The sequence below is a fragment of the Ignavigranum ruoffiae genome (assembly GCF_900110675.1).
Classification (GTDB): Bacteria; Bacillota; Bacilli; order Lactobacillales; family Aerococcaceae; genus Ignavigranum; species Ignavigranum ruoffiae.
The window spans coordinates 20,093-41,929 of record NZ_FOEN01000010.1 but is presented as its reverse complement, the minus strand read 5'-3'; the positions used below and the strand labels follow the sequence as shown (position 1 = coordinate 41,929).

Sequence of the window (21,837 nt, the reverse complement as noted above, 5' to 3'; positions counted from 1 at the left end):
TATCATCTAATCCAATAAGGCTTTTTAATAGTTTTTTAATGTAAGCGTCCTACATATTAAGGGCTTGTTTGGCTTGATCAACAATCGCGCTGAATGAATTTGCATCATTTACGGCAATTTCAGCTAACATCTTACGGTTAACTTCAATGCCTGCCTTATTTAATCCATTCATTAATTGGCTGTAGCTAATACCATTTTGGCGAGCCGCTGCGTTAATCCGAGTAATCCATAAACGACGGAAATTACGTTTGGTTTGACGGCGGTCACGGTATGCATACATATAAGACTTCATAACTTGTTGTTTAGCCATCTTATATTTAAGTGATTTAGCGCCGTAATATCCTTTAGCAAGTTTAATCATCCGTTTGCGGCGTTGACGAGTTACATATCCACCTTTAACACGTGCCATATTTGTTTCCTCCTTTTAGCTTTCTGAATTATAATGATGAAATCATATCTTTGATACGTTTATAATCGGTTGGATGAACCATTCCGTTATGACGTAATTGACGACGTTGTTTCTTAGTTTTACCGTGGAAACGGTGTTGGGTAAAAGCCCGAGCACGTTTTAATTTACCTGAACCAGTTCTTTTAACACGTTTTGCTAATCCGCGGTGAGTTTTTTGTTTTGGCATAATCTTTCCTCCTAGTATTCCTCTTAATCTTCTTTCTTCGGTGCAAGGATCATAAACATAGAGCGTCCTTCCATCTTCGGTACTGATTCAACCGTCGCATAATCTTTAGTATCTTCGATGAAGTCATCTAAGACATCCCGACCTAATTCTTTATGAGTAATCGCCCGACCTCTGAAACGTATGGACGCTTTAACCTTGTCCCCTTTTTCAAGGAACTTAAGCGTTTGTTTTAATTTGGTATTGTAATCATGATCTTCAATTGAAGGGCTTAAGCGCACTTCTTTAACCGTAATCACTTTTTGATTCTTGCGTTGTTCTTTTTCTTTCTTTTGTAACTCATAGCGATACTTTCCATAGTCCATAATTCGAGCTACTGGTGGTTTAGCATTGGGAGAAACTAAGACCAAATCTAAATCGAACGATCTTGCTAGGGTCAAGGCATCCTGAAGAGACTTCACTCCAATTTGTTCCCCATTGTCACCAATAATGCGTAGCTCCTTCGAACGAATACTTTCGTTGATCGGTAATTCTTTAGCGATAGGTTCCACCTCCATAATATTTTGATACTGAGTAAATTCACGCCATAAAAAAAGCAAGTCCATCATAGATAAACTCGCCGAAAAATGTCTTCCCCACAGGAAAACTTGAATATTTGCCAAGTCACTCAGGTGATTGGCGAGAAACGGCGTGTTTCTACTTGTTATATCAACTTCAACATATTAACACACCCCCTGTTAAAAAACAAGGGGTGAATTACGATTTATAGTAAATCTTTAAAATGCTCAATACGAATCTCTGCCAATTGGCTTACAACATCTTGAGGCAGTGTTAAAATCATCAGAGCCAGATAGCCTGTTTGCAACCAAAGAATAGCCACATCCATAACGCCATGGACCAGAATAATAACAATCATAGTCACTAAAAAAGCAATTTCTAAACGAAGGCGTGAATCCCGCAATAAGGGGAGATAAGTCTTAAAGCTATGCCACAATGCCAGTAATAATAATACGGTCCCAATAAGACCATAATTTGCCAGAATATCAATCATCAAATTATGGGCATGCATATTGCCAGAATCCGTAATTAAATAATAATAAGACATAAACGTCATGGGACCAGTACCGAACCAGGGATGCCATTGAAATAATTTGATTCCGGTAGTCCATAGACCGATTCGATCACGAAATGCATAAGCAATCGATTCAGCCCGGGGCAATAGTTGAGGCCGAATTACAATGGCCAAAAGGCCAATCAAACCTCCACCCAGTACATAAATCAACCATTTCAAATTTAAAATCAAGATAAAAGTTGCCAAACTAAACAGCAAGGTCGGCCATAGCCAACGAGATGCTGTTAAAATCATAGCAATCAGGTTTAAGCCAGCAATCGCCAGATAAAGCCAACGAAGTTTAGGTAATTTAATCTTGGTCCAAAGATAATAAATGATCCCTAAAATAAATAAGCAGTATAAGCCATAATAGTTTGCATTGAAGAACGTCGCTTCAGCTCTGGTCTGTAAATTATTATATTGAACGATGTAAAGCAAAGAATAACCATGTTGATAAATGTAATTGAGGTAGACGGCAATCGCATATAAACTTAAACCGGCGCTCAAGAAAACATGGTAATTTAATAATTTTAAATACTGCCTGCCATTAATCCAGCGACCATACTGATAGAAATAATATAGAAAAGCCAGGAACGCCAGACTAACCCCCAGGCCAATAAGATTGCCTCGCCATAAGGAGACAAGCATACAATAGCCAATAAAGATTAAATAATAGGCACTTTTTTGGACAAAGTCACCTAGATGATGACGATCTCTCCACACTAAGCGTAGCAGGTTAATTAATAGAATCGGCCCGCTCAAGTAGAATGGCAAGACAATGGCCAAAGAGGTGAATATAAAGAGCTGATCGAGTTCAGGCGTTTTATTTAATTTTGCTGTCATGCCCCACCTCCATACATAGATACTCAGTGGTATTATATAGCATCTAAGCCCGAATTGCGACACAAAGCCTTAAGTCCTCGACTCACAAAATTATGTTTTTTCTTTGAATTTTTTGAATTTATGTGTAATTATCGCTAAGTTTGGCTATAATATGATAGATTACTTTTAAGGAGGAATTTTGTGAACTTTAAACAACCATTAGCAAAAAAAGTGATCCTATCTAGCTTAATCTGTTCACTATTTATGATGAATTATTCTGGATTCACCGCTTTTGCTCAAGTATCAAAAACACCTTACATCGGCTCCAATGCTCAAATTATGCAACCCATCGAGCCATTCAAGATGCCTGATGATTATCCCAAAGACCTAAGTCAATGGTATAAAGATAATATGGACGCGCGTTCTTACGTGGTAATGGACCAAGAAACCAATAAAATCTTAGCTGAGAAAGAGGGAACCACCCCCTACCCGATTGCCTCTATGTCTAAAGTGATTGCCATTTATTTAGTTTATAAAGCGATTGATGAAGGCAAGCTTAGCATGGATAGCGAGATTACCATTCCACAAGAAATTGCTGACAACATCTCAGCTAACCCTGATCTATCGAATGCAGGTTTAGTTGCTGGCGAAAAATATACCGTTAAAGATTTAATCTACGGAGTCATGCTACTCTCAGGGAATGATGCTACTTCTGCCTTAATGTGGGAAATCTACGGCAATGAAGAGTTAGCCGTCAATGCAATTAAAGAACAATTAGCCGAATGGGGCATTACCAACATCCAATTCTACCAAACGTCTGGTGCACCCAATGAAGAACTACCAGAATCAATGTGGGTGCCTGGTTCGAGTGCCACTAGCGAGAACTATATGTCTGCAGCTGATGTTGCTTTAATGGCCAAACATGTGATTGAGGATTACCCTCAAATTCTAGAAGTTACCTCTGCTGAACAATATGTATTCAAAGAAGGTACCGAACTTGAAACCGTCATTACCAACCCGAACCAATTACTTGCAGGTGGGGAATATGGCCGCGAAGGAATCACTGGATTGAAGTCAGGTTACACTGATGCAGCCGGCCGCAATTTCGTCGCCACCAGTACCGAAAATGGCCGTAAAGTTATTGCGGTAGCTATGGGAACCTTTGGCGAAGGCATGTCATCCTATTGGGAAATTGAAATCCTATTAGATGCCTTACTCGACTATCCTGATCTTTACAAATCAGACAAATTACCGGTCTATGACACCAATATCTTGAAGGAATTACTTGCTCAGAAAGAAAAAGAACAAGCAGCTAAAACTGAGGAAAAACAAGAAAAAGCCTTCAAAGACTATGAAAATAAACGGGAGAATCCATTAACCAATTTTATCAAAAATATCTTTGGTGTCTTTAACTAAGCATAAGATATCGTGCTAGGTAACATAAATAATCAAAAAATCCGAATCTCGATGTTATAAACCCTAGAGAGTCGGATTTTCTTATTTTAATGACACACTGATCCGCGCGATAATATCATTAATAAAGCAGTGCAAAAATATTCAAACAACCAAAAAGGACCGAATATTTACCCAGCAAGTTTTAAGAAGTTCCACGCAGCTTAGCAGCTCTTAGCGAAGGATCGCTTAGAAATGCTCTAGTGGAGCTAGTCCGTAAAAGCCCAAGGCTTTGAAGGACGATCTCTTGCCCGGTAAATATTCGGTTATACTTTGTTTGTCAAAAATCTACAGCTATTTCTTAACAATGATAAATTGGACTGATTAATTAATATTCAATTGCTTTATTGACAACTTTGTCTTTTAACAAAGCTTCAAAGTCAGTAGCAGCCATCGTTTCGGATTTTTGCGAACCGTAACGGCGCACATTCACACTTTGCTCCGCAATCTCTTGATCGCCAATCACGATTTGATAAGGAATCTTAGAAGTTTGCGCATCACGAATCTTATAAGACAATTTCTCATTACGCAGATCCATTTCAACGCGGAAACCTTGGTCCTTCAATTGTTTATAGAGTTCTTCGACGTATTCACCGTGAGCTTCATTGTTTACCGGAATTAGGACAGCTTGCACCGGCGCCAACCAGGTTGGGAAAGCCCCCTTATATTCTTCAATGAGATAAGCTACAAAGCGTTCCATTGTAGATACCACACCACGGTGGATTACGACAGGTCGGTGAGTATTTTGTCCATCTTCGCCGACATAAGTTAAGTCGAAGCGCTCAGGTAATAAGAAGTCTAATTGGACTGTCGACATCGTTTCTTCTAAACCAATCGCTGTCTTAAATTGGACATCCAATTTAGGCCCATAGAAGGCAGCTTCCCCTTCTGCTTCGAAATATTCGAGACCTAATTCATCCATGGCTTCTTTTAACATGGATTGAGCTTTCTCCCACATTTCATCATCGTCGAAATACTTCTTAGTATCGTTAGGATCACGGTAAGATAGACGGAAGCGATAATCGGTAATATGGAAGTCTTCATAGACTTGACGAATCAACTCCAATACACGCTTAAATTCGTCTTTGATTTGATCAGGACGGACAAAGATATGAGCATCGTTCAAGGTCATTTCTCGAACCCGTTGTAAACCGGATAGAGCTCCAGATTTCTCGTAACGGTGCATCATCCCCAATTCAGCGATACGAATTGGAAGTTCCCGGTAAGAATGAATATCATTCTTATAAATCAGCATATGGTGAGGACAGTTCATTGGTCGCAAGACTAACATTTCACCATCACCCATATCCATTGGTGGGAACATATCTTCTTGATAGTGATCCCAGTGGCCTGAAGTTTTGTACAAGTCAGTCTTGGCCATAATCGGTGTATAAACATGGTTATAGCCGATTGAAATTTCTTTATCCATGATATAACGTTCAATAATCCGCCGGATGGTCGCCCCTTTTGGTAACCAGAAAGGCAAACCAGAACCAGCTTCTTGACTAATCATAAATAAGTCCATTTCCTTACCTAGTTTACGATGGTCACGTTCTTTCGCTTCTTCACGTTGTTTGAGATAAGCATCTAAATCTGCCTGTTTGAAGAAGGCAGTCCCATAAACCCGTTGCATCATCTTATTGTCAGAATTTCCCCGCCAATAAGCTCCCGCTAGCGATAAGAGTTTGAATATTTTGATTTTGCCAGTACTAGGAACATGGCCACCCCGGCATAAGTCGACAAATTCACCCTGACGATAGACCGTAATTTCCTCATCTGCAGGTAGATCATTGATCAGTTCCACCTTATAAGGATCTTCTTTGAAAATTTCCAAAGCTTCTTCTCGAGACACGACTTCGCCTACAATTGGATGATTTTCTCCGACAATCTTCTTCATTTCGGCTTCAATCTTAGGAATATCATCTTCAGAAATAGGCTGAGGACTATCCGTATCATAATAGAAACCATTTTCAATATAAGGCCCAACCCCAAAATGGACACCAGGATACAAACGAGTCAAAGCATGAGCCAATAAATGGGCACTTGAATGGCGTAATAAATTCAATGCTTCAGGACTTTTATCGGTAATAATTTCGATGGATCCTGATTCGTTAATCGCTTGATGATAATCCATCAGTTGGTCATTTAATTTTCCAGCGAGTGCAGCTTTCTGTAATGATTTGGAAATTGATTCCGCCACTTCAGCAATAGTAGTTCCCTTGGCAAAAGCTTTCTCTTTACCATCAGGAAACGTTAAAATAATTTCTTCCATGAATATTCCTCCTTAAACAATTAAAAAAGTCCCACTAGCCAACAGACTAATGGGACGTGGTCAACGTGGTTCCACCCAAATTCAAGAAGATAACCTCTTCTACTCTACGAGATAATAACGATCTCAGCCGTCCGCCCATACTAGAGCTAAGCTCATTCAAAGCGAATCACACAAAGGGGTCGGCCAAGTAAGCTAGGGAACGTTGCACCAGGTCATTCCTCTCTTAGGCTAGCTACACTTTTTCGCTGTCTTTGTGGTTTACTTATCTATTTTTATACCATTATCTAGCTGATAAAACAAGCCTCAAATCACTTCCCTAGGGAAATTGTATTAATCAAGGTATAGACGTTAATCATTAACCCCAAAATCAAGGGTGGGGTAAGGATGGTTTGCTTTTCTTTAAAATAATAGGCCCAAAGCGTGACCAATTGGATAATTAATAAAATCACTTGAGCCACAATAATCAAGCGTTTCTTTCTTTGAAACTGTTCAGGTTCAAATCCGTTCATTCAAGTCTCCTTCCTATCTTTGCCGTCCTCTTAGACTTTCGCCTTCAAGGAAGATTTCTTTGGCCAAATATCTAATCCGCTCCATAATGCGTTGAGCCTTGATCGACTCTTGACCCCCGTCACGGCTATAAGTGAGATGGTGTTCGAGTTCACTCATACTGAAGTTCGAAGTAAAGAAAGTTGCTAGCGACTCCTTCATGCGATATTCAAGTATCGCATTGAGCACCTCATCGCGAATCCAAGGCGTATTGGGTTCCGCACCAATGTCATCAATCATCAGAACATCAGCTTCTTTTAATTGATCCATTAAGTGTTTGGTCTGGTCGCTACCAATGGATTGCTTAATTTCAATGGCAAAGGTCGGCCAATGAACCATATTCACACTGATATTGTCTTCAATTAATCGATTTGCTAAGGCCCCGAGGATAAAGGTCTTCCCTACTCCGAAAGGTCCATAAACATATAAGCCTGGTGTTTGATACGGGTCTTGACGGTAGTCTTCGATAAAATTAGTAATCGCCAATAACAATTGCTGGCGACTTGGTGTCTGCGTATAACACTGATCTAGGCGGGCTTGGCGAACATCTCGACTCATCGTCCGATTGGATAACAAGGCTGCTTGTTGGCGCTGAGCTTGGCGGTCCTGGTAAGCCTGAGTCGGCCGATAACGTACATCGATATAAGAGCCATTAATAAATAGTTCCGGCGCAAAACCTGGATTAGCCATCCCTTGACCCTTTTGAAAAGCTAACCATTCGCGCTTAAATTCATTGAACTTGGTCATACTCTGTTCAATCATCGCTTGATTAAGGTCTGCTTGATGTTGATTCACAAAGTCCTGGATGGGTTCGAAGGCTAATAAATCTTGAATGGTTGTCTGATAATCTTCCTGGTTTTGAAATGCTCTGGGTTGATCTTTCATTAAATCTTTAATCGATTTCATGATGGATGCCCCTCCTTGCCCATAATTTTCTGAATACGTTCTTGCAATGTCTTCTCATCCAAAGTCCCTGCGGGTTCTTGAAGTGGACTCGCTTGTTTAGATTCTTGTCCTTTTTGCTTCATCCAGGCAGGAATCACCTCTTGATGTTGTGACCGCCGTCTGAAATTCTTGCTAGGTGCAGACTGTTTGATTTGCTGCTTTTCTTTGATCTGTTTTACTTTTTCTTCGCGTTGAATTAAAGTCAGGGCCATACCAGGATCCTTAATTTGCATCTGAGACCAATGATTAGCCACATTCTCCAATTCACCTTTTAATATGTTGTCTCGATTCAAAACCACCAACAGATAATAAATCAAACTATTCAAAACGGCTGGCGTCAAATCAGATTTCTCCACTAGCTGCTTAATATAATAATATTCGCGGTCGGTAGCAAAGCCTTTCTTTTGTTTCTTAACATTATACAAAAAGGCATCGTTCGAAACCTGGTCGAATAACATGACCAATTCAATCTCTTCCGCACTCAACTGAGGATATTTCTGCTGATAATCTTTAGCCACTTGGTCGGTGTCTTTAGGGGGATGACTCGTTGATTCCGATGTGTTGGTCGAATTCGAAGATTTAATGGTTTGAGGAAGTCGTTGTTTGGCAATCTGCTTAATCCGATCAATCTGGATATGATGCTGAATAGGGTGGCGACTTAATAAAACTACCTCGGCCATGGTTGCCTCATTGAGACCATAAAGTTGATAACAGGTCAGTACGTGATCTTTTAATACTTGATTGAATTCTTGATGGTCCACTTGATTGGCCATCAGTAATTCTAAGAATTTGCCGTAATCAAAATCTAAAGCATCATATTTGAAATGCTGATCAGAGTCTTGATGACGTAAGAATTGATCTTCTTGCTTCCATTCCTGACCGGTATTCTCACCGACGGTCAGATAATTATAGACGCGAGTAAAGGAACTCGTAATCTCCTTGAAACGACTTGAATCCATCTTATCGACTTGCCAACTCTTCACTTTTAAACGATATTCTTGATCGCCAATCGCTTGAAATAGCGCATTAGATAACTGAGGATGATCAAAAAAATGAGCCGCATCCACTGGCATTTGCAAATCATAAATAATCTGTTGTAACTGGCTTTGACTATGGGATTGCGTGTCTTGATAAGTCCTTAGCAAACCAATGCCCTCCAAACGAATTCGACTCGCATCAACCGCATTAATGCCAGTATTGAGCGTTTCAAGGATTTGCGCATGGAGCATAGAATGGGTCCAAAGACCATCGTTAATCGGTAATGAATGCAGAGTGAGATAAAGACTCAAAGCTGGTCCGCCGATGATGGGCTGGTATAATTGAGTTAACGATTGCATTTGCAAATAAGAGAGTTGGGATTGTCGGCGCACCTTAAAAGATTGATTAGGATTAATCATCGGAATGATCCTGTTCTTGATCAGCCTCATGTTTCTTCTTGGCCATCGCTTCTAATTCTCTTAAGAACATCTCTTTAGATTGGAATTCACGGTAAACACTGGCGAAACGAATATAGGCCACTTCATCCAAATCCATTAACAAGGGCATCACGAGCTCACCTATCTTCTTGCTCTCTACTTCAGTTTCAAGTTGTTCTCGCAGTTGATTCTCCACTTTCTGAACCAATCGATCCATCTGATCGCGTGAGATAGGTCGCTTCTCAGCTGAACGAACAATTCCTCGAAGTAGCTTTTCACGATTAAATTCTTCCCGGGTTCCGTCACGCTTAATCACTAAGAGTGGACTATACTCGACCCGTTCATACGTATTGAACCGCGCCCCGCAACGTGTACATTCTCGACGTCGACGAATCGACTTACCATCTTCAGTCGGTCGCGAATCAATGACTTTAGTATTATTATATTGACACTTCGGACATTCCATCTTGTTCATCCCCTCTCTATCGATTATAACTATCTTAAAGCCTTTCTAGCAATTTATCAACTGTAGCATACAAGGCGGCTGGACTGCTTGAATTGTCTAACACCTGGTCAGCTCTTTTGGCTTTTTCAGCTAAGGACATCTGACTATTGATCCGATCCATTGCCTGTTGACGAGTTAATTGATTGCGTGCCATTAACCGTTCAATTTGAACCTCTGGTTCGACATAAACCACCCAGACCTGGTTATAATCGAAGGCTGACGACGACTCAAAGAACAAAGGAATATCGAGGAAAACCAGCTGGCTACCCGCCAAACGTTCGGCTTCAATCTCCTCATCCATTTGACTGAAGATTAAAGGATGAAGTAACTGATTGACTTTCTCCTTGACCTTAGGATTGGTAAAAAGCATTTGCCCCATCATGGCTCGATTTAATTCGCCATCTTCGCTTAAGATATTCTGACCAAAGTGTTGGACTAACAAAGCTAAGCCTGGACTTCCCGCCTGAACCACTTGATGGGCAATCACATCCAAATCGATGACTGGATAGCCTTTGGAACGCAGATAACGCGTGACTGTCGATTTGCCCGATGCAATCCCTCCGGTTAAAACAATGGCATTCATAATATCCCCCTATAAATGTTGACAAGATGGACAATAATGGGTTCCTCGTTGTTGAACTCGGATTTTCACTAATTCTGTTCCACAGCGCGGGCAAGGCCGACCTGCCTGGCCATAAACTTTAAGATCCTGCTGAAATTTACCAGCTTCACCCAATGAATTCCGATAAGTTCGGATGGTTGAGCCCCCTGCTTCAACTGCTTGCGCCAAAATCCGACCAATCGCCTCAAAAAGTGCTTTCGATTCACTTTCCGTTAATTGATTGGCTGGCTTCAAAGGATGGATCTGAGCTAGAAATAAGACTTCATCGACATAAATATTCCCTAAACCGACCACCAAACTTTGGTCTAACAGCAAGGGTTTAATCGATCGCGATGAGCCGGCCAATCCCCATCTAAAGTCTGCGAGTTGAAATTCATTACTTAGAGGCTCGGGCCCCAGTCCCTTCGCCTGGAAATAAGGCGAGACATCGTGACCATCCAGCAACTGAATCCGGCCAAACTTGCGCACATCGTGATAATGTAGCTCATTGCCATCCGTAAAAATAAAACGGACATGGGTATGTTTTTCTTTGTTAATCGGTAGCTGATTAGCTGGATAGAATAAATACTTGCCTTCCATCCGCAAGTGAGAAACTAATGTGTCTTGGCTTAAAATAAATAAAATGTATTTTCCCCGGCGGTCCATGGCCTCAATTCGTTGACCCTGCAGAAGCGCTACCCACTGATCTAGCGCTAAATCTGTCGTAATAATCCGTGGCCAATAGATTTGAATATCCTTGATAGTTTTGCCCAGGACTAACTGATTTAAGCCTCGCTTAACCGCCTCGACTTCAGGTAATTCCGGCACCGACTCACCTCCTTCCAAAGTGCTAGAAATGATATTCTTCTTAAAATATGTCCAATCGTCATTAAAATAGACAGCTATTCCTCTTGTTCAGAACCAAATACTTCATCCAACTTTTGTTCCAAGGTTCCATTCTCTGCGTAAGGATAAGCATCAAGGCATTTAAAATTCTTCTGACTAATCGAATCACCATAATTACCAAAGATAAAACGGACTGCAATCCGATAAATAATTTCGGTAGGTGCTAACCCATAAACTTGATTTTCAAGAATATGTTTTAAGCGATCTTGATCATTAGGGAATTCCTCTTTAATCACATGACTGTTATAAAGTCGTTTGACAATTTCAGTAATGTAGAGCCCAGATTTCATATAAAGATCGATAAAAGTCTTCGAACTATCATCATAGATTCCAGGATTTTCTTCTTCCAACTGCTTAACCATCATTTGAACGACCCATTTAGGAGTAAATATCTGATTAGTCTGTTGATTAGGAATATATTCAAAAATATCTTCCTGGTTATCTTCGAAATAGTCTGCTAATTCTTCACGTTTATTTAAAAATTCTTGAACGGATTGGTTAAACACAATTTCATCAAATAATTGTCCTTTGAAATACTTGGATTGACCGTCTTCTTCGTCGATGTAGTCCCCACCATCACGTAAAAAGCGAAATTCTTCTAATGTGATTCCGGTTACATCTTTAAAGACCCCAGCTGGTGTATATGTATCAAAGTTAGTAAGCGTTAAATTGCGGTCTCCATAAGCCATAATAAAACTTGGAATAGTGCGGGCAAAACCTCGTAAATGAGAACGAATATCCTCTTCAATACTTAGTTTTTCTTTCTCTTTCATTTCTCTTTCAGATTGCTCTACAACATCATGCTGATATTTTGCAACTGTCTTATTAATTGTCTTCATCAAGTTATCTTTATATTCGGCAGTAAAAGTTTCCTGATGTTGCTGGTAGTCGTTTTCAAATTGTTTTCTCTCTTGATCATCCTTAGCTTCTGCCATCTGTTTATTAAATTTATCTTCTTCTCGTGCTTTCTGAATACTAATTTCCGTATCAAAGCGATTAACAGCTTGAACGACTTTATCTTCCATTTCTTTTTCACGCTGATTCAACTTTCTGGCAGTCAAATTGAACTCTTCCTTTAACTTATCCATATAACCATTTTCTTTAAAAGATTGGATGACATTTTTTCCAAGTTCTTTAGCAAAACTCTTAGTTTTGTCTTCAGGAAGTTTACTAGCTTGTTCAACTACTTCAGGTTTAGCGATGGTTTCGAAATCATATTGTTTCTTGCCAAAAATCTTCTCAGCTTTATTGATTACGATGCCTTCATCAATCATCAAGTCCCCTTGCTCATCGACATCGATATTCTCTAATTCTTGAGGATCTGGCACAGAGGATTGATTTTTCTTCTTACCTTCTTCAGTCTTATCGAACCCTTGAATAACATTCATAACTGCACGAGGGGCTTGAAAGATTCGAGAGATATTGGCAAAAAGAAGATTACTCATAAAGCCACGTTTAACCACTTCATTGGCTTTAATGAATTTCGGAATGGTCATAACCTGACGGGCATCTAGTTCGACCATTCTACCTTGAGAGTCTTCACCAATCACAAGGAAGAAATTCAACAAAGTACGAATGTTCTCTTCACGTTCTTCTGTAGTGCCATATCCTCTAGAAGTAGATGGATTCAATTCATTAGCAAATTCGTCTACAAGTTGCAACGTACGTTCAGGAGCAAAGTCAAAGATATAAGCATTCTTCTTTTGATACATGACTTCTTGACCACGTGCATCTTTAGCGGTCCATGAATGAGGATTCTGAGCTCGAAATGCTGCTTGCATATAAAGCGATGCTGATTTGACATTATTAAGCATTAATACAGCGGTCCATTCTGGAACAGTGACTCCCGTAGTTAATTGGCCCACAGACAGTGTAATCGTGCGCTTGCCAGAGTGCTTAATCGTATGATGAACTCGGTCCAGGGCTTTCTTATTCACTTCTCCATCAAACATTTCATGATTATCTTGTCCCGCTGCCATAATCACTTCATAATTTTCAAATACAGGATGTCGATTTAAAATCTTTTTTAATGCTTTAGCGCTATCAACCCGATCTAAGAACCAAAAAGTATGTGCTAACTCTTTCCTCAATTGAGGTGTAGAAAAAGGATACTTCTCATTCTGAGTGAGACTGTCCAACCATCTAATCACATCTGCTTCATAAATAAAGTTGCCTGATTCATTGGTTGCAAAGAATTCATTCAAATCAAAGGCATAATCAATATTATCCTCTTCTTCAAGTTGAGCCCCTGTAATTTGATCTCGAATCATATTAGACATCTGGTAAGTAAACATATTTAATTTCGGTAAATTACTATAAGGATTAAATGAATCTTTGTCCCATGCCTCTTTTGCTTCCTGTTCATCCACATAAGACCAATTATAAACCTGATCTTCGCCAAACTTTCCTTGAGCAAGTTGTTTAAAAGGCGTACCAGATAGATGAAGGGTGTTCTGCCGTTTAATACTATCAAAGGCGACATCCGTCCTCAGTGTATCGATACCCTCATGGGCCTCATCAATAATTAATAAGTCCCAATTAATTTGACCGACCCATTCCAATTTTCTGAAAGTTCCTCCATGATAAATAGAACCTTTCAAATCTTGAAGGCTCAAAAAAACAATTTGTCCAATGTTATCATCATAGTTTTGTCGTTCTAATTCTTCATTAAATTCTTCTCTAGAGAAAGTTGGCCGATCACTTAATGATTCAGATTCACTGACAAATAAGTAACCTGTTTGCCATTCAATAAATTTAGCAAAATCATCGTACCAAGAATTGGCGATGGCAGGACGATTGGTCACAATTAAGACACTGTCTGCTTTCATTCGCCGTACTAAATCATAGGCTGATAAAGTCTTACCGAAACGTGGCTTGGCATTCCAAAGAAATTCCCCATCCTTATGGCTTTGGAAATATTCATAAGCTTTATTGACGGCTTCTTCTTGTTCTTTACGTAACTGATATTGGGTCCCTTGAGATTGTCTGCCTTGATATTTCTTACGATAGGTGAATGCCATAAACATCTTTTCAGATTCCATGGCATCTTCTGCAAATTTAAACCACTCAGTAGAAGGACGACGCTCAATATTATGATGAGTTAAGTAAGAATGAAAATCTGTATCTTTGAAATAGACTGGCTCTTTACTCTCATCATTATCAGCAAAACGAGCAGTATGATTCCAAAGCTCGACCGCCTTTACCCCCGCAGTATGGGTTTGTTCTTTGATACGTTTCTCTGATTCGCGCTCTGTGTAACCTATCTTTACCCAGCCGTCGTTCGTTTTATTTTCTGGAGTGATGTAAGCATAAATTAAAGGATTAATAACTTCGGTCGTTTTAATTTGTTGTACCTTTTCAGACAACTACACCATCTCCTTTACATTGGTCTCGATAAAATTAATCTCTTCCTCATTCAAACCATATTTAGCATAAAGTTGCTGATCAATCTCCGCCACGGACTTGGACCAATCAATGTCAGAATTCGGAGTGAAGTCTTGGAGGGGAATATTCGACCAAACTTCTTTTGTTTGATTGTGTTGAGTTACTTTTAATGACCCAAGTAAAGCTCGTAAAAATTTTGTTTTCAAATAATTCAATAAACTTTGGGCTTCAAAATATGTATTAAAACTTCCAAAAGAAATGAAAGTTTGAGAATGTAATATTCCGGGGCCAAAAACCTCAGGATTCGATAGAGTTTCTCCAAATTTTCCACTCCCATTAGTTGCAGGTAAAATAACTTTGTATTTATATAAATTATCGTGACATCCAATAAATACTGAATTTACCCATTTTAGTTTTCTAATATTTCTTTCTCTAAGTAAAACTCTGATATCACTTTCAGATAATTTATCATCTGAAAATATCATGGGTGCTTTATCAATGATATTTGAACTAATTGATTTTCTTTCATTCTTAGAAATTTTCTGATTCAATATCGGAAACGATTCATATAATTTTTCATTAAACTTATAACTACTTTTACTATATAACAATTCATTTAATGATTTATTGTCTTTTTTTATATATTTTGCTTAAAATCTGATTTAATTCCTCAAATTCGGAGAATGTCAATATAGGACCCAAAAGCTTGGATTTATCATGTAAAGTAATTGCTACGCCACCTTTTATATCAGTTTCATTAAAAATTTTTGCACTATCTCTTTCATAATATAGTACTTTAATATGAGGATCCTTGAGCATCTTATTATTCCATGCTTTAGGAGTCTGTCCCGCATTAAATAAAAATCGAGCAGGTGTTATTAAAGTAACTTTTTCTCCTATTTCGAATGATGCATCCATAAATTTATTATACATCGGCTCATCCCTTGCCATTGTTCCACTACCTTCTTTTTGATACGGTGGATTCCCGACTACTACATCAAATTTCATTTCCGACGAACCTCCTACTAAATCAATAAAATTCACTACTTGTTCTTGTTTCCAAAGAAAGATTGTTGCCATCATAGGTTCTTTGGTTCCTTCTTCGATCTCTTCGAAAAGAGATAGTTGAACTGATTCTCTGCCATCATCTGAATATGGTATTTGATAAGTTAATCCATCCATTTGAAATACATTCATAGAAATAATCTCAGTAATTTGATAAAGAATTTCTTCTGAGGGTACGGATCCAAACATATAGAAGAAATTATCCATAAAGGTTAAAAGTAAATTCTCTCGAGCTAATAAAAGAGAGTCTCCTTGATATTCATAACCATAACTCGATTGATAAATAATAATCGCTAACTTCAACCATTGTTCTTGATCCGCAATTTCAGTATTTAAACGCCTGAATTTTACATCAATAAATCCAGCTCGCTCCTTTAAAGGAATTATTTGTCCGGAAATCATATCATATCGATTAACCATATAAGGTGCTTCGCCACAGGTAATTTCTAACCAACGAGTAGATAGGAATTTCTCAAGGGGTAGATTCCACAATTCATCCATGACAGCATTGACTTGTTTCTCAACGATCCATGAAGGTGTGAATACTTCCGCTCGATTCCGAGTCCGTGCTAATTGAACATCATTTGCTTTATCAGCTCGTGGCTGTATTAAACCATCATGCCATCCAGTAATTAAATCGACCTTAATTTCTCTATCTTCACTATAATCTGAACCTAAATAAGAATAATTATCTGTTCCCCAGCGTATATTTTTATTCGTCGTTCGATCGCTTAATAAATTATCTAAAATTCGTCGATTTGATCGCAACAAAGTTGTTTCACTCAAATCAGAACTTATATACGAATGATCAATCGTCCTCACACCCTTCTAATTAATCATTATATCTTAGCCCGTATATTTAACCAAATACTATTTTTTGAGCGTGTTTGTTCGAATTTAAAGTGTCCTACATCAAGCTCAAATTTTTATAAAATATCTTCCATTATAACACATGAACAGGTCTTGAAATAAAATACGCTTAACAAGAGGGTCTTTGTTTGAAGCGCTTTCCCGATTTTGTTACATTATAGCTAGAAAGTGAGGTGCCTTATGGTTCACTTAATTGGTTTAGTCGGAAACAATGCTAAAAAGTCAACCAACCGTTCATTAATCCAATTCATGAAGAAACACTTTGAAGATCAAGCAGATATTGAAATTCTCGAAGTAGCTGGTCTCCCCTTGTTTAACAAACCTCGCAGTGGTCAAATTCCTCAACAAGCACAAGAGATGGCAGACAAAATTGAACAAGCAGATGGGGTGATTATTGCCACACCTGAGTATGATTTATCGGTGCCGTCAGCCCTTTCTAATGCGCTCGCTTGGCTTTCTTACAATGTGTATCCTTTTGTCGATAAGCCAGTAATGATTGTGGGGGCGTCCTATGGAACTTTAGGATCTGCTCGTGCCCAGCAGCATCTTCGTTCCATTTTGAATGCGCCGGTACTAAGAGCCGTGGTTATGCCAGGCAATGAGTTCTTATTAGGCCATTCCCTTCAAGCCTTTAATGATGAAGGTGAGTTAATCATGCCTGATAAACTTAAACAATTAGAAGGATATTTTGCCGATTTTATTCGCTTTATTGGAATTTCTGAGGTCCTTCGGGAAAGTCATGCTGCTAACGTTCAAATTGCTGCGGATTTCTATTCTGAACAACTTCGTTATATAGAAGGAGAATAAGCTATGAAACTAGTCGGACTTGTAGGTTCTAACGCTGATTTATCGTATAATCGCAAATTACTCCAATTCATTGCTAAACACTATACACACTTATTCGACCTTGAACTTTTAGAAATTAAAGAGGTCCCTCTTTTTGATGCTAGTAACGATCAAACAGATACTCCTATCATTCAATCACTTAATCAAAAGATTAGCCAAGCCGATGGTATTATTATCGCCACCCCTGAACATATCCGCACCACGACTCCAGCCCTAAAGGCTACCCTGGAATGGCTATCCTATCAGGTCCATCCTTTCACCAATAAACCGGTCTATGTGATTGGCGCTTCCTACCATGACCAAGGGACTTCAAGAGCTCAGCTCCATGTCAAACAAATTCTACAAGCCCCAGGTATGAACGCCTATGCCTTCCCCGGCAATGAATTTCTGCTCGGTGAAGCTCACAAAAAGTTTGACGAACAAGGTAACCTAACTGACCAAGGAACCATCGATTTCTTATCCCTTTGTCTGGAGAAGTTCTGCCGTTTCGTTAGACTGATTAAAGATATCGAGGAAACACCACGCTTGCCTGAAGAAGATTTAGAAGCCAAAGGACAAATTGAGACAACGATTGCAGATGTTAACATGAATACAGATGATTGGTTGGAACAAGCCAGCGAACAAGTTAAAGCGGTAAAAGGATCGACCTATATTGAATTGGACCGGGGCTTACTTACTGTCGACCAATTAGATGCCCTGCTAAAGTCGATGCCTTTTGAAATCACCTATGCCGATGCTAACAATCAATTCCTATACTACAACCACAATAAAGAGACTGAAGAAATGCTGGCCAAACGTCGGATCGAACAAGTCGGAAATCCCCTCGCCTCTTGCCATCCACCTCATACCCATAAAAATGTCAAATGGGTCATCCAACAACTTAGAAGTGGCCAAAGAGATATGGTGCGCGTGCATATTCCGACCCACGGTCCACAGAAATTTGTCGTGCACACCTATGCCGCCATTAAAGACCCAGACGGCAAATATTTAGGCATCAATGAATATGTCCAGGATATCCAACCATTAATCGATTGGTATCTGACTGAAACCCAACAAAAATTAGTCAGCCAACAAAATGGCCCACAAAAAGATTTCCAAGTAGACGCAGTCACTGGAGCCTCCCAACAACAAGAGCATAGCTCCTCAAACCAAAAGAATAATAGTGACCTGGGCCAAGCCGATGCAATCTCCGGAGCCACAAGAAAATTCTAAAATCTAGATTCTACAATTAAAAACGAACTTTTTTCTAAACCTAGCTGTCAAAAATGAAAAACCAAACAGACTAAGAATAAAAAATCAGACAAAATACGAATCAAGGTCACTCGCAAGATTTCAGAAGATCCACGTAGCTTACAAGATCTTACCGACTTGTCGGTTAGAACTTGTCTAGTGGATCTAGCCCGGAAAAGCCATTGCTTTGAAGGACGGTCTCTTGCAAGTACTTTGATTTTTAATGTTTTTACATTAAAGATGGAAATTTTATAAGTATTCAGCTCAGGTCTAGCATGGATGTATTTGAACCATCGGAACAGTATACTTTACCCACATCATTCCCTTGAAGCTTTCAGCTTTTAGGGAATGAGTCGTAAAGTAAGTCTGGAGCTTACGACAATAAGCGGAAGAAGATGCCCGACAGTTTGAAATCTCCAAGCGAATGACCGAAGCAAGTATCAATATTGAGAGCGGTCTCTTGCAAGTAACTTGATTCGTATTAATTTTGTTTTGGATAGCAATGAAAAAAAGACCTAAGCACCCATCCAGTACTTAGATCTTTTTGATACATTTACTGATAATCAATGATTATTTCAAATCATACCAAGTGTTTCCTTGATCATAATCCACCTTTAATGGTACCGATAAATCTACCGCATGTTCCATAATCTCCGGCACTAAATCGGATAGAATTTCCATCTCCTCAGCCGGGCCTTCTAGAATAAGCTCATCATGGATCTGCAATAAGAGACGGGACGCTAAGCCTTTTTCTTCTAGGGCTTTCTGTAAGCGTACCATGGCAATCTTAATAATATCTGCCGCCGTTCCTTGAATCGGTGAATTCATCGCCGTTCGCTCAGCAAACGAACGAACATTAAAATTGCTAGCCTTAATATCAGGCAGATAACGTCGACGATTAAAGAGGGTCGCTACATAACCTTCTTCCCGCGCCTGGACTACAATATCTTCCATATATTGGTGAACCCCAGGGAATTTAGCAAAATAAGTATCAATAAATTCCTTGGCCTGTTTCCGACTAATATTCAAATTCTGCGACAAGCCGTAATCACTAATCCCATAGACAATACCGAAGTTCACTGCCTTAGCATTGCGACGCATATTACTGTCTACCTGAGCTTGGTCATCCAAACCAAAGACTCGCCGAGCCGTTGTATCATGGATATCCTCCCCAGCAATAAAGGCTTGCTGCATATGCTCGTCCTGACTGATATGAGCTAGAACCCGCAATTCAATCTGCGAATAATCGGCACCAAAGAATTGCCAGCCAGGCTGACTCGGAATAAAGGCCTGACGAATTCGTCGTCCTTCCTCAATTCGAATCGGAATATTCTGCAGATTAGGATCCGTTGAAGACAAACGACCCGTCTGGGTTAAAGTCTGGACAAAACGAGTATGAATTCGACCATCTTCTTGAATATATTCGGCCAATCCGGCTAAATAAGTAGACTGCAGTTTCGCAATCTGACGGTAGTCGAGAATTTTGGCCACAATGGGATGAACATCTACCAATTTCTCTAAGACATCCGCTGCTGTGGAATATCCGGTCTTTGTCTTTTTGATTACAGGAAGTTTCAACGTTTCGAATAAGACTTCACCCAATTGTTTTGGCGAATTGACATTAAATTCTGTGCCTGCCAATTGGTAAATCTCTGCTTCCATTTCCGCTAATCTTTCCAGTAAGTCCTGATTCCGTTCTTTAAGAATCTGGCCATCAACCCGAATACCTTGAATCTCCATCTTGGCCAACACACGAGCCAAGGGCAGTTCAATATCTTGATACAAGGACCACATGTCAACATCTTTAAGTTGTTGGACTAAATGAGGTTGAGTTTCAGCCATGGCTAATAATTTACTGGCCAAATGCTTGGCGAGGATTTCCCGCTCAGGAATCGATTGCTTAGCGCCTTTGCCATAAACGGCTTCATCATATTGAACCGTTTGAGCTAGATTTAAACTTTGTAAGATATCTGGGATTTGTTGGGCATTATGCGTATCTAATAGATAAGAAGCGATTAAAATATCAAAATCGATTCCCTGTAAATCCGATTGATAGTGACTGGCAAGAACGGCATCTTTCTTGGCATCAAATGAGGTCTTCTGGACCTTAGGATCAGCCAACCATGATTTAAAGAGGTCTTGACCAAATAGATTCTCCGCCTGACCTAGGTAAACCTTTTTCTTGATTGGATCGAGCCAAGCGACAGCAACGATTTCTGCCTGATGATAATTCTCCACTAAGGTTTCAAAGAAGATAAAGGTCTGATCGACTAAATAATCAGACTCAACCTTGTCGACAAAGACCAGGTCATATTGATCAAGATCGGTGGCCAACTGTTCATGGTCAGTCCCCTGGTCAATAGCCTCCGGGTCTAAGTCCGCTAAGAAAGAATTAAAATCCATCTGCCGATAGAAGTGACTTAGGGCTTCGAGATTCTTATCTTTCAGCACAATGTCGTCCAAAGCAATTTCAATCGGAGCATCAAGTAAAATTTGTGCCAAATCTTTAGACATAAAGGCTTGATCGCGGTCGTTGACTAAATTTTCTTTCATCTTGGAAGCTTTCAATTGATCGAGATGATCATAAAGATTCTCTAAACTACCAAATTCTTTCAAGAGTTTCAGACCCGTCTTCTCTCCGATGCGAGTGACTCCAGGATAATTATCAGAACTATCCCCCATCAGACCTTTCAAATCGACAATCCGCTCGGGTTCAATTCCATACTCTTGACGGATGGTCTCTTCGCTATAAGCCTTGAGATCACTGACTCCTTTACGCGTAATATAGACCGTACGATGAGGACCGGCCAATTGAAGCAAGTCTTTATCCCCAGAAAGAATGATGACTTCATCATCCGGCCCAGCCTGATTCGCCAAGGTACCAATAATATCATCGGCCTCGTAACCTTGAACACGATAATGTTCAATACCATAAGCATCTAATAAAACTGAAAAATAAGGCATTTGTTCTTTAAATTCGCTAGGTGTTTTTTGCCGGCCACCTTTATATTCGGCATATTTTTCCGTTCGGAAAGTCACATCACTCTTGTCAAAAGCTACCAATACATGGGTCGGTTCAAATTGCTGCAAAACTTGGTCGAGCATCCGATTAAATGAAAAGAGAGCATTCGTATGGAGACCTGACCGATTGCGAAAACGGGTTAAATCCAAGATCGAATAGAAGGCGCGAAAAGCCAAACTCGATCCATCGATTAAGAGAATCTTCCGCATATTC

At 39.6% G+C, this 21,837-nt stretch carries 18 protein-coding genes; 3 read left to right on the top strand and 15 right to left on the bottom strand.

Going from position 1 to position 21,837, the window contains the following annotated elements; genetic code table 11:
- Positions 1–49 precede the first annotated feature (49 nt).
- The 4 genes from rplT to BMX34_RS07935 all read right to left on the bottom strand — a co-directional run bounded on the left by rplT (position 50) and on the right by BMX34_RS07935 (position 2,586).
- Positions 50–409 carry a 50S ribosomal protein L20 gene (rplT, locus tag BMX34_RS07950; RefSeq protein ID WP_092572502.1) on the bottom strand — a complete coding sequence of 120 codons (360 nt, stop codon included), beginning with the start codon at positions 407–409 and terminating at the stop codon, positions 50–52.
- A gap of 28 nt (positions 410–437) precedes the next feature.
- Positions 438–635: a 50S ribosomal protein L35 gene (rpmI, locus tag BMX34_RS07945; protein ID WP_092572501.1), complete on the bottom strand. Its 198-nt coding sequence runs from the start codon at positions 633–635 to the stop codon at positions 438–440.
- A 23-nt stretch (positions 636–658) separates the two neighbouring features.
- Positions 659–1,189 (bottom strand): translation initiation factor IF-3, encoded by a 531-nt coding sequence (infC, locus tag BMX34_RS07940; RefSeq protein ID WP_092572539.1) that lies wholly within the window; start codon positions 1,187–1,189, stop codon positions 659–661.
- A gap of 206 nt (positions 1,190–1,395) precedes the next feature.
- Positions 1,396–2,586 (bottom strand): O-antigen ligase family protein, encoded by a 1,191-nt coding sequence (locus BMX34_RS07935; RefSeq protein ID WP_092572500.1) that lies wholly within the window; start codon positions 2,584–2,586, stop codon positions 1,396–1,398.
- Positions 2,587–2,766: 180 nt separating this feature from the next.
- On the opposite strand from BMX34_RS07935, the gene BMX34_RS07930 reads away from it, so the two are divergent.
- Positions 2,767–3,981, top strand: coding sequence for a D-alanyl-D-alanine carboxypeptidase family protein (locus BMX34_RS07930; RefSeq protein WP_092572499.1), 1,215 nt, complete (start codon positions 2,767–2,769; stop codon positions 3,979–3,981).
- Between the two features lie 364 nt (positions 3,982–4,345).
- Here the strand turns inward: BMX34_RS07930 and thrS are convergent, their stop codons facing one another.
- The 10 genes from thrS to BMX34_RS07885 all read right to left on the bottom strand — a co-directional run bounded on the left by thrS (position 4,346) and on the right by BMX34_RS07885 (position 16,478).
- The gene (gene thrS / locus BMX34_RS07925; protein WP_092572498.1) at positions 4,346–6,289 is read right to left on the bottom strand and encodes a threonine--tRNA ligase; all 1,944 of its coding nucleotides are present in this window, start codon (positions 6,287–6,289) and stop codon (positions 4,346–4,348) included.
- Positions 6,290–6,597: 308 nt separating this feature from the next.
- A complete protein-coding gene (locus BMX34_RS07920) occupies positions 6,598–6,798 on the bottom strand; it encodes a hypothetical protein (protein ID WP_092572497.1) in 201 nt (66 codons plus the stop codon).
- Between the two features lie 13 nt (positions 6,799–6,811).
- Positions 6,812–7,741 (bottom strand): primosomal protein DnaI, encoded by a 930-nt coding sequence (gene dnaI, locus BMX34_RS07915; RefSeq protein ID WP_092572496.1) that lies wholly within the window; start codon positions 7,739–7,741, stop codon positions 6,812–6,814.
- Positions 7,738–9,177: a replication initiation and membrane attachment family protein gene (locus tag BMX34_RS07910; protein WP_092572495.1), complete on the bottom strand. Its 1,440-nt coding sequence runs from the start codon at positions 9,175–9,177 to the stop codon at positions 7,738–7,740. The genes dnaI and BMX34_RS07910 overlap by 4 nt, the downstream gene beginning before the upstream one ends.
- The gene (nrdR, locus tag BMX34_RS07905; RefSeq protein WP_092572494.1) at positions 9,170–9,661 is read right to left on the bottom strand and encodes a transcriptional regulator NrdR; all 492 of its coding nucleotides are present in this window, start codon (positions 9,659–9,661) and stop codon (positions 9,170–9,172) included. Before nrdR ends, BMX34_RS07910 begins: the two co-directional genes overlap by 8 nt.
- 34 nt (positions 9,662–9,695) lie before the next feature.
- Positions 9,696–10,283, bottom strand: a complete 588-nt coding sequence (coaE, locus tag BMX34_RS07900) for a dephospho-CoA kinase (protein ID WP_092572493.1) — start codon at positions 10,281–10,283, stop codon at positions 9,696–9,698.
- A 9-nt stretch (positions 10,284–10,292) separates the two neighbouring features.
- The gene (gene mutM, locus BMX34_RS07895; RefSeq protein WP_092572492.1) at positions 10,293–11,129 is read right to left on the bottom strand and encodes a DNA-formamidopyrimidine glycosylase; all 837 of its coding nucleotides are present in this window, start codon (positions 11,127–11,129) and stop codon (positions 10,293–10,295) included.
- 74 nt (positions 11,130–11,203) lie between these two features.
- Positions 11,204–14,572 (bottom strand): DEAD/DEAH box helicase, encoded by a 3,369-nt coding sequence (locus BMX34_RS07890; protein ID WP_092572491.1) that lies wholly within the window; start codon positions 14,570–14,572, stop codon positions 11,204–11,206.
- Complete coding sequence (locus BMX34_RS09870; RefSeq protein WP_234971702.1) at positions 14,573–15,142, bottom strand: hypothetical protein; 570 nt, start codon at positions 15,140–15,142, stop codon at positions 14,573–14,575.
- 73 nt (positions 15,143–15,215) lie between these two features.
- Positions 15,216–16,478, bottom strand: a complete 1,263-nt coding sequence (locus BMX34_RS07885) for an Eco57I restriction-modification methylase domain-containing protein (protein ID WP_234971701.1) — start codon at positions 16,476–16,478, stop codon at positions 15,216–15,218.
- A 228-nt stretch (positions 16,479–16,706) separates the two neighbouring features.
- On the opposite strand from BMX34_RS07885, the gene BMX34_RS07880 reads away from it, so the two are divergent.
- Positions 16,707–17,333, top strand: a complete 627-nt coding sequence (locus BMX34_RS07880) for an NADPH-dependent FMN reductase (protein ID WP_092572490.1) — start codon at positions 16,707–16,709, stop codon at positions 17,331–17,333.
- 3 nt (positions 17,334–17,336) lie between these two features.
- A complete protein-coding gene (locus BMX34_RS07875; RefSeq protein WP_092572489.1) occupies positions 17,337–18,584 on the top strand; it encodes an NAD(P)H-dependent oxidoreductase in 1,248 nt (415 codons plus the stop codon).
- Positions 18,585–19,172: 588 nt separating this feature from the next.
- Here the strand turns inward: BMX34_RS07875 and polA are convergent.
- Positions 19,173–21,833, bottom strand: a complete 2,661-nt coding sequence (polA, locus tag BMX34_RS07870) for a DNA polymerase I (protein ID WP_092572488.1) — start codon at positions 21,831–21,833, stop codon at positions 19,173–19,175.
- Positions 21,834–21,837: the final 4 nt, after the last annotated feature.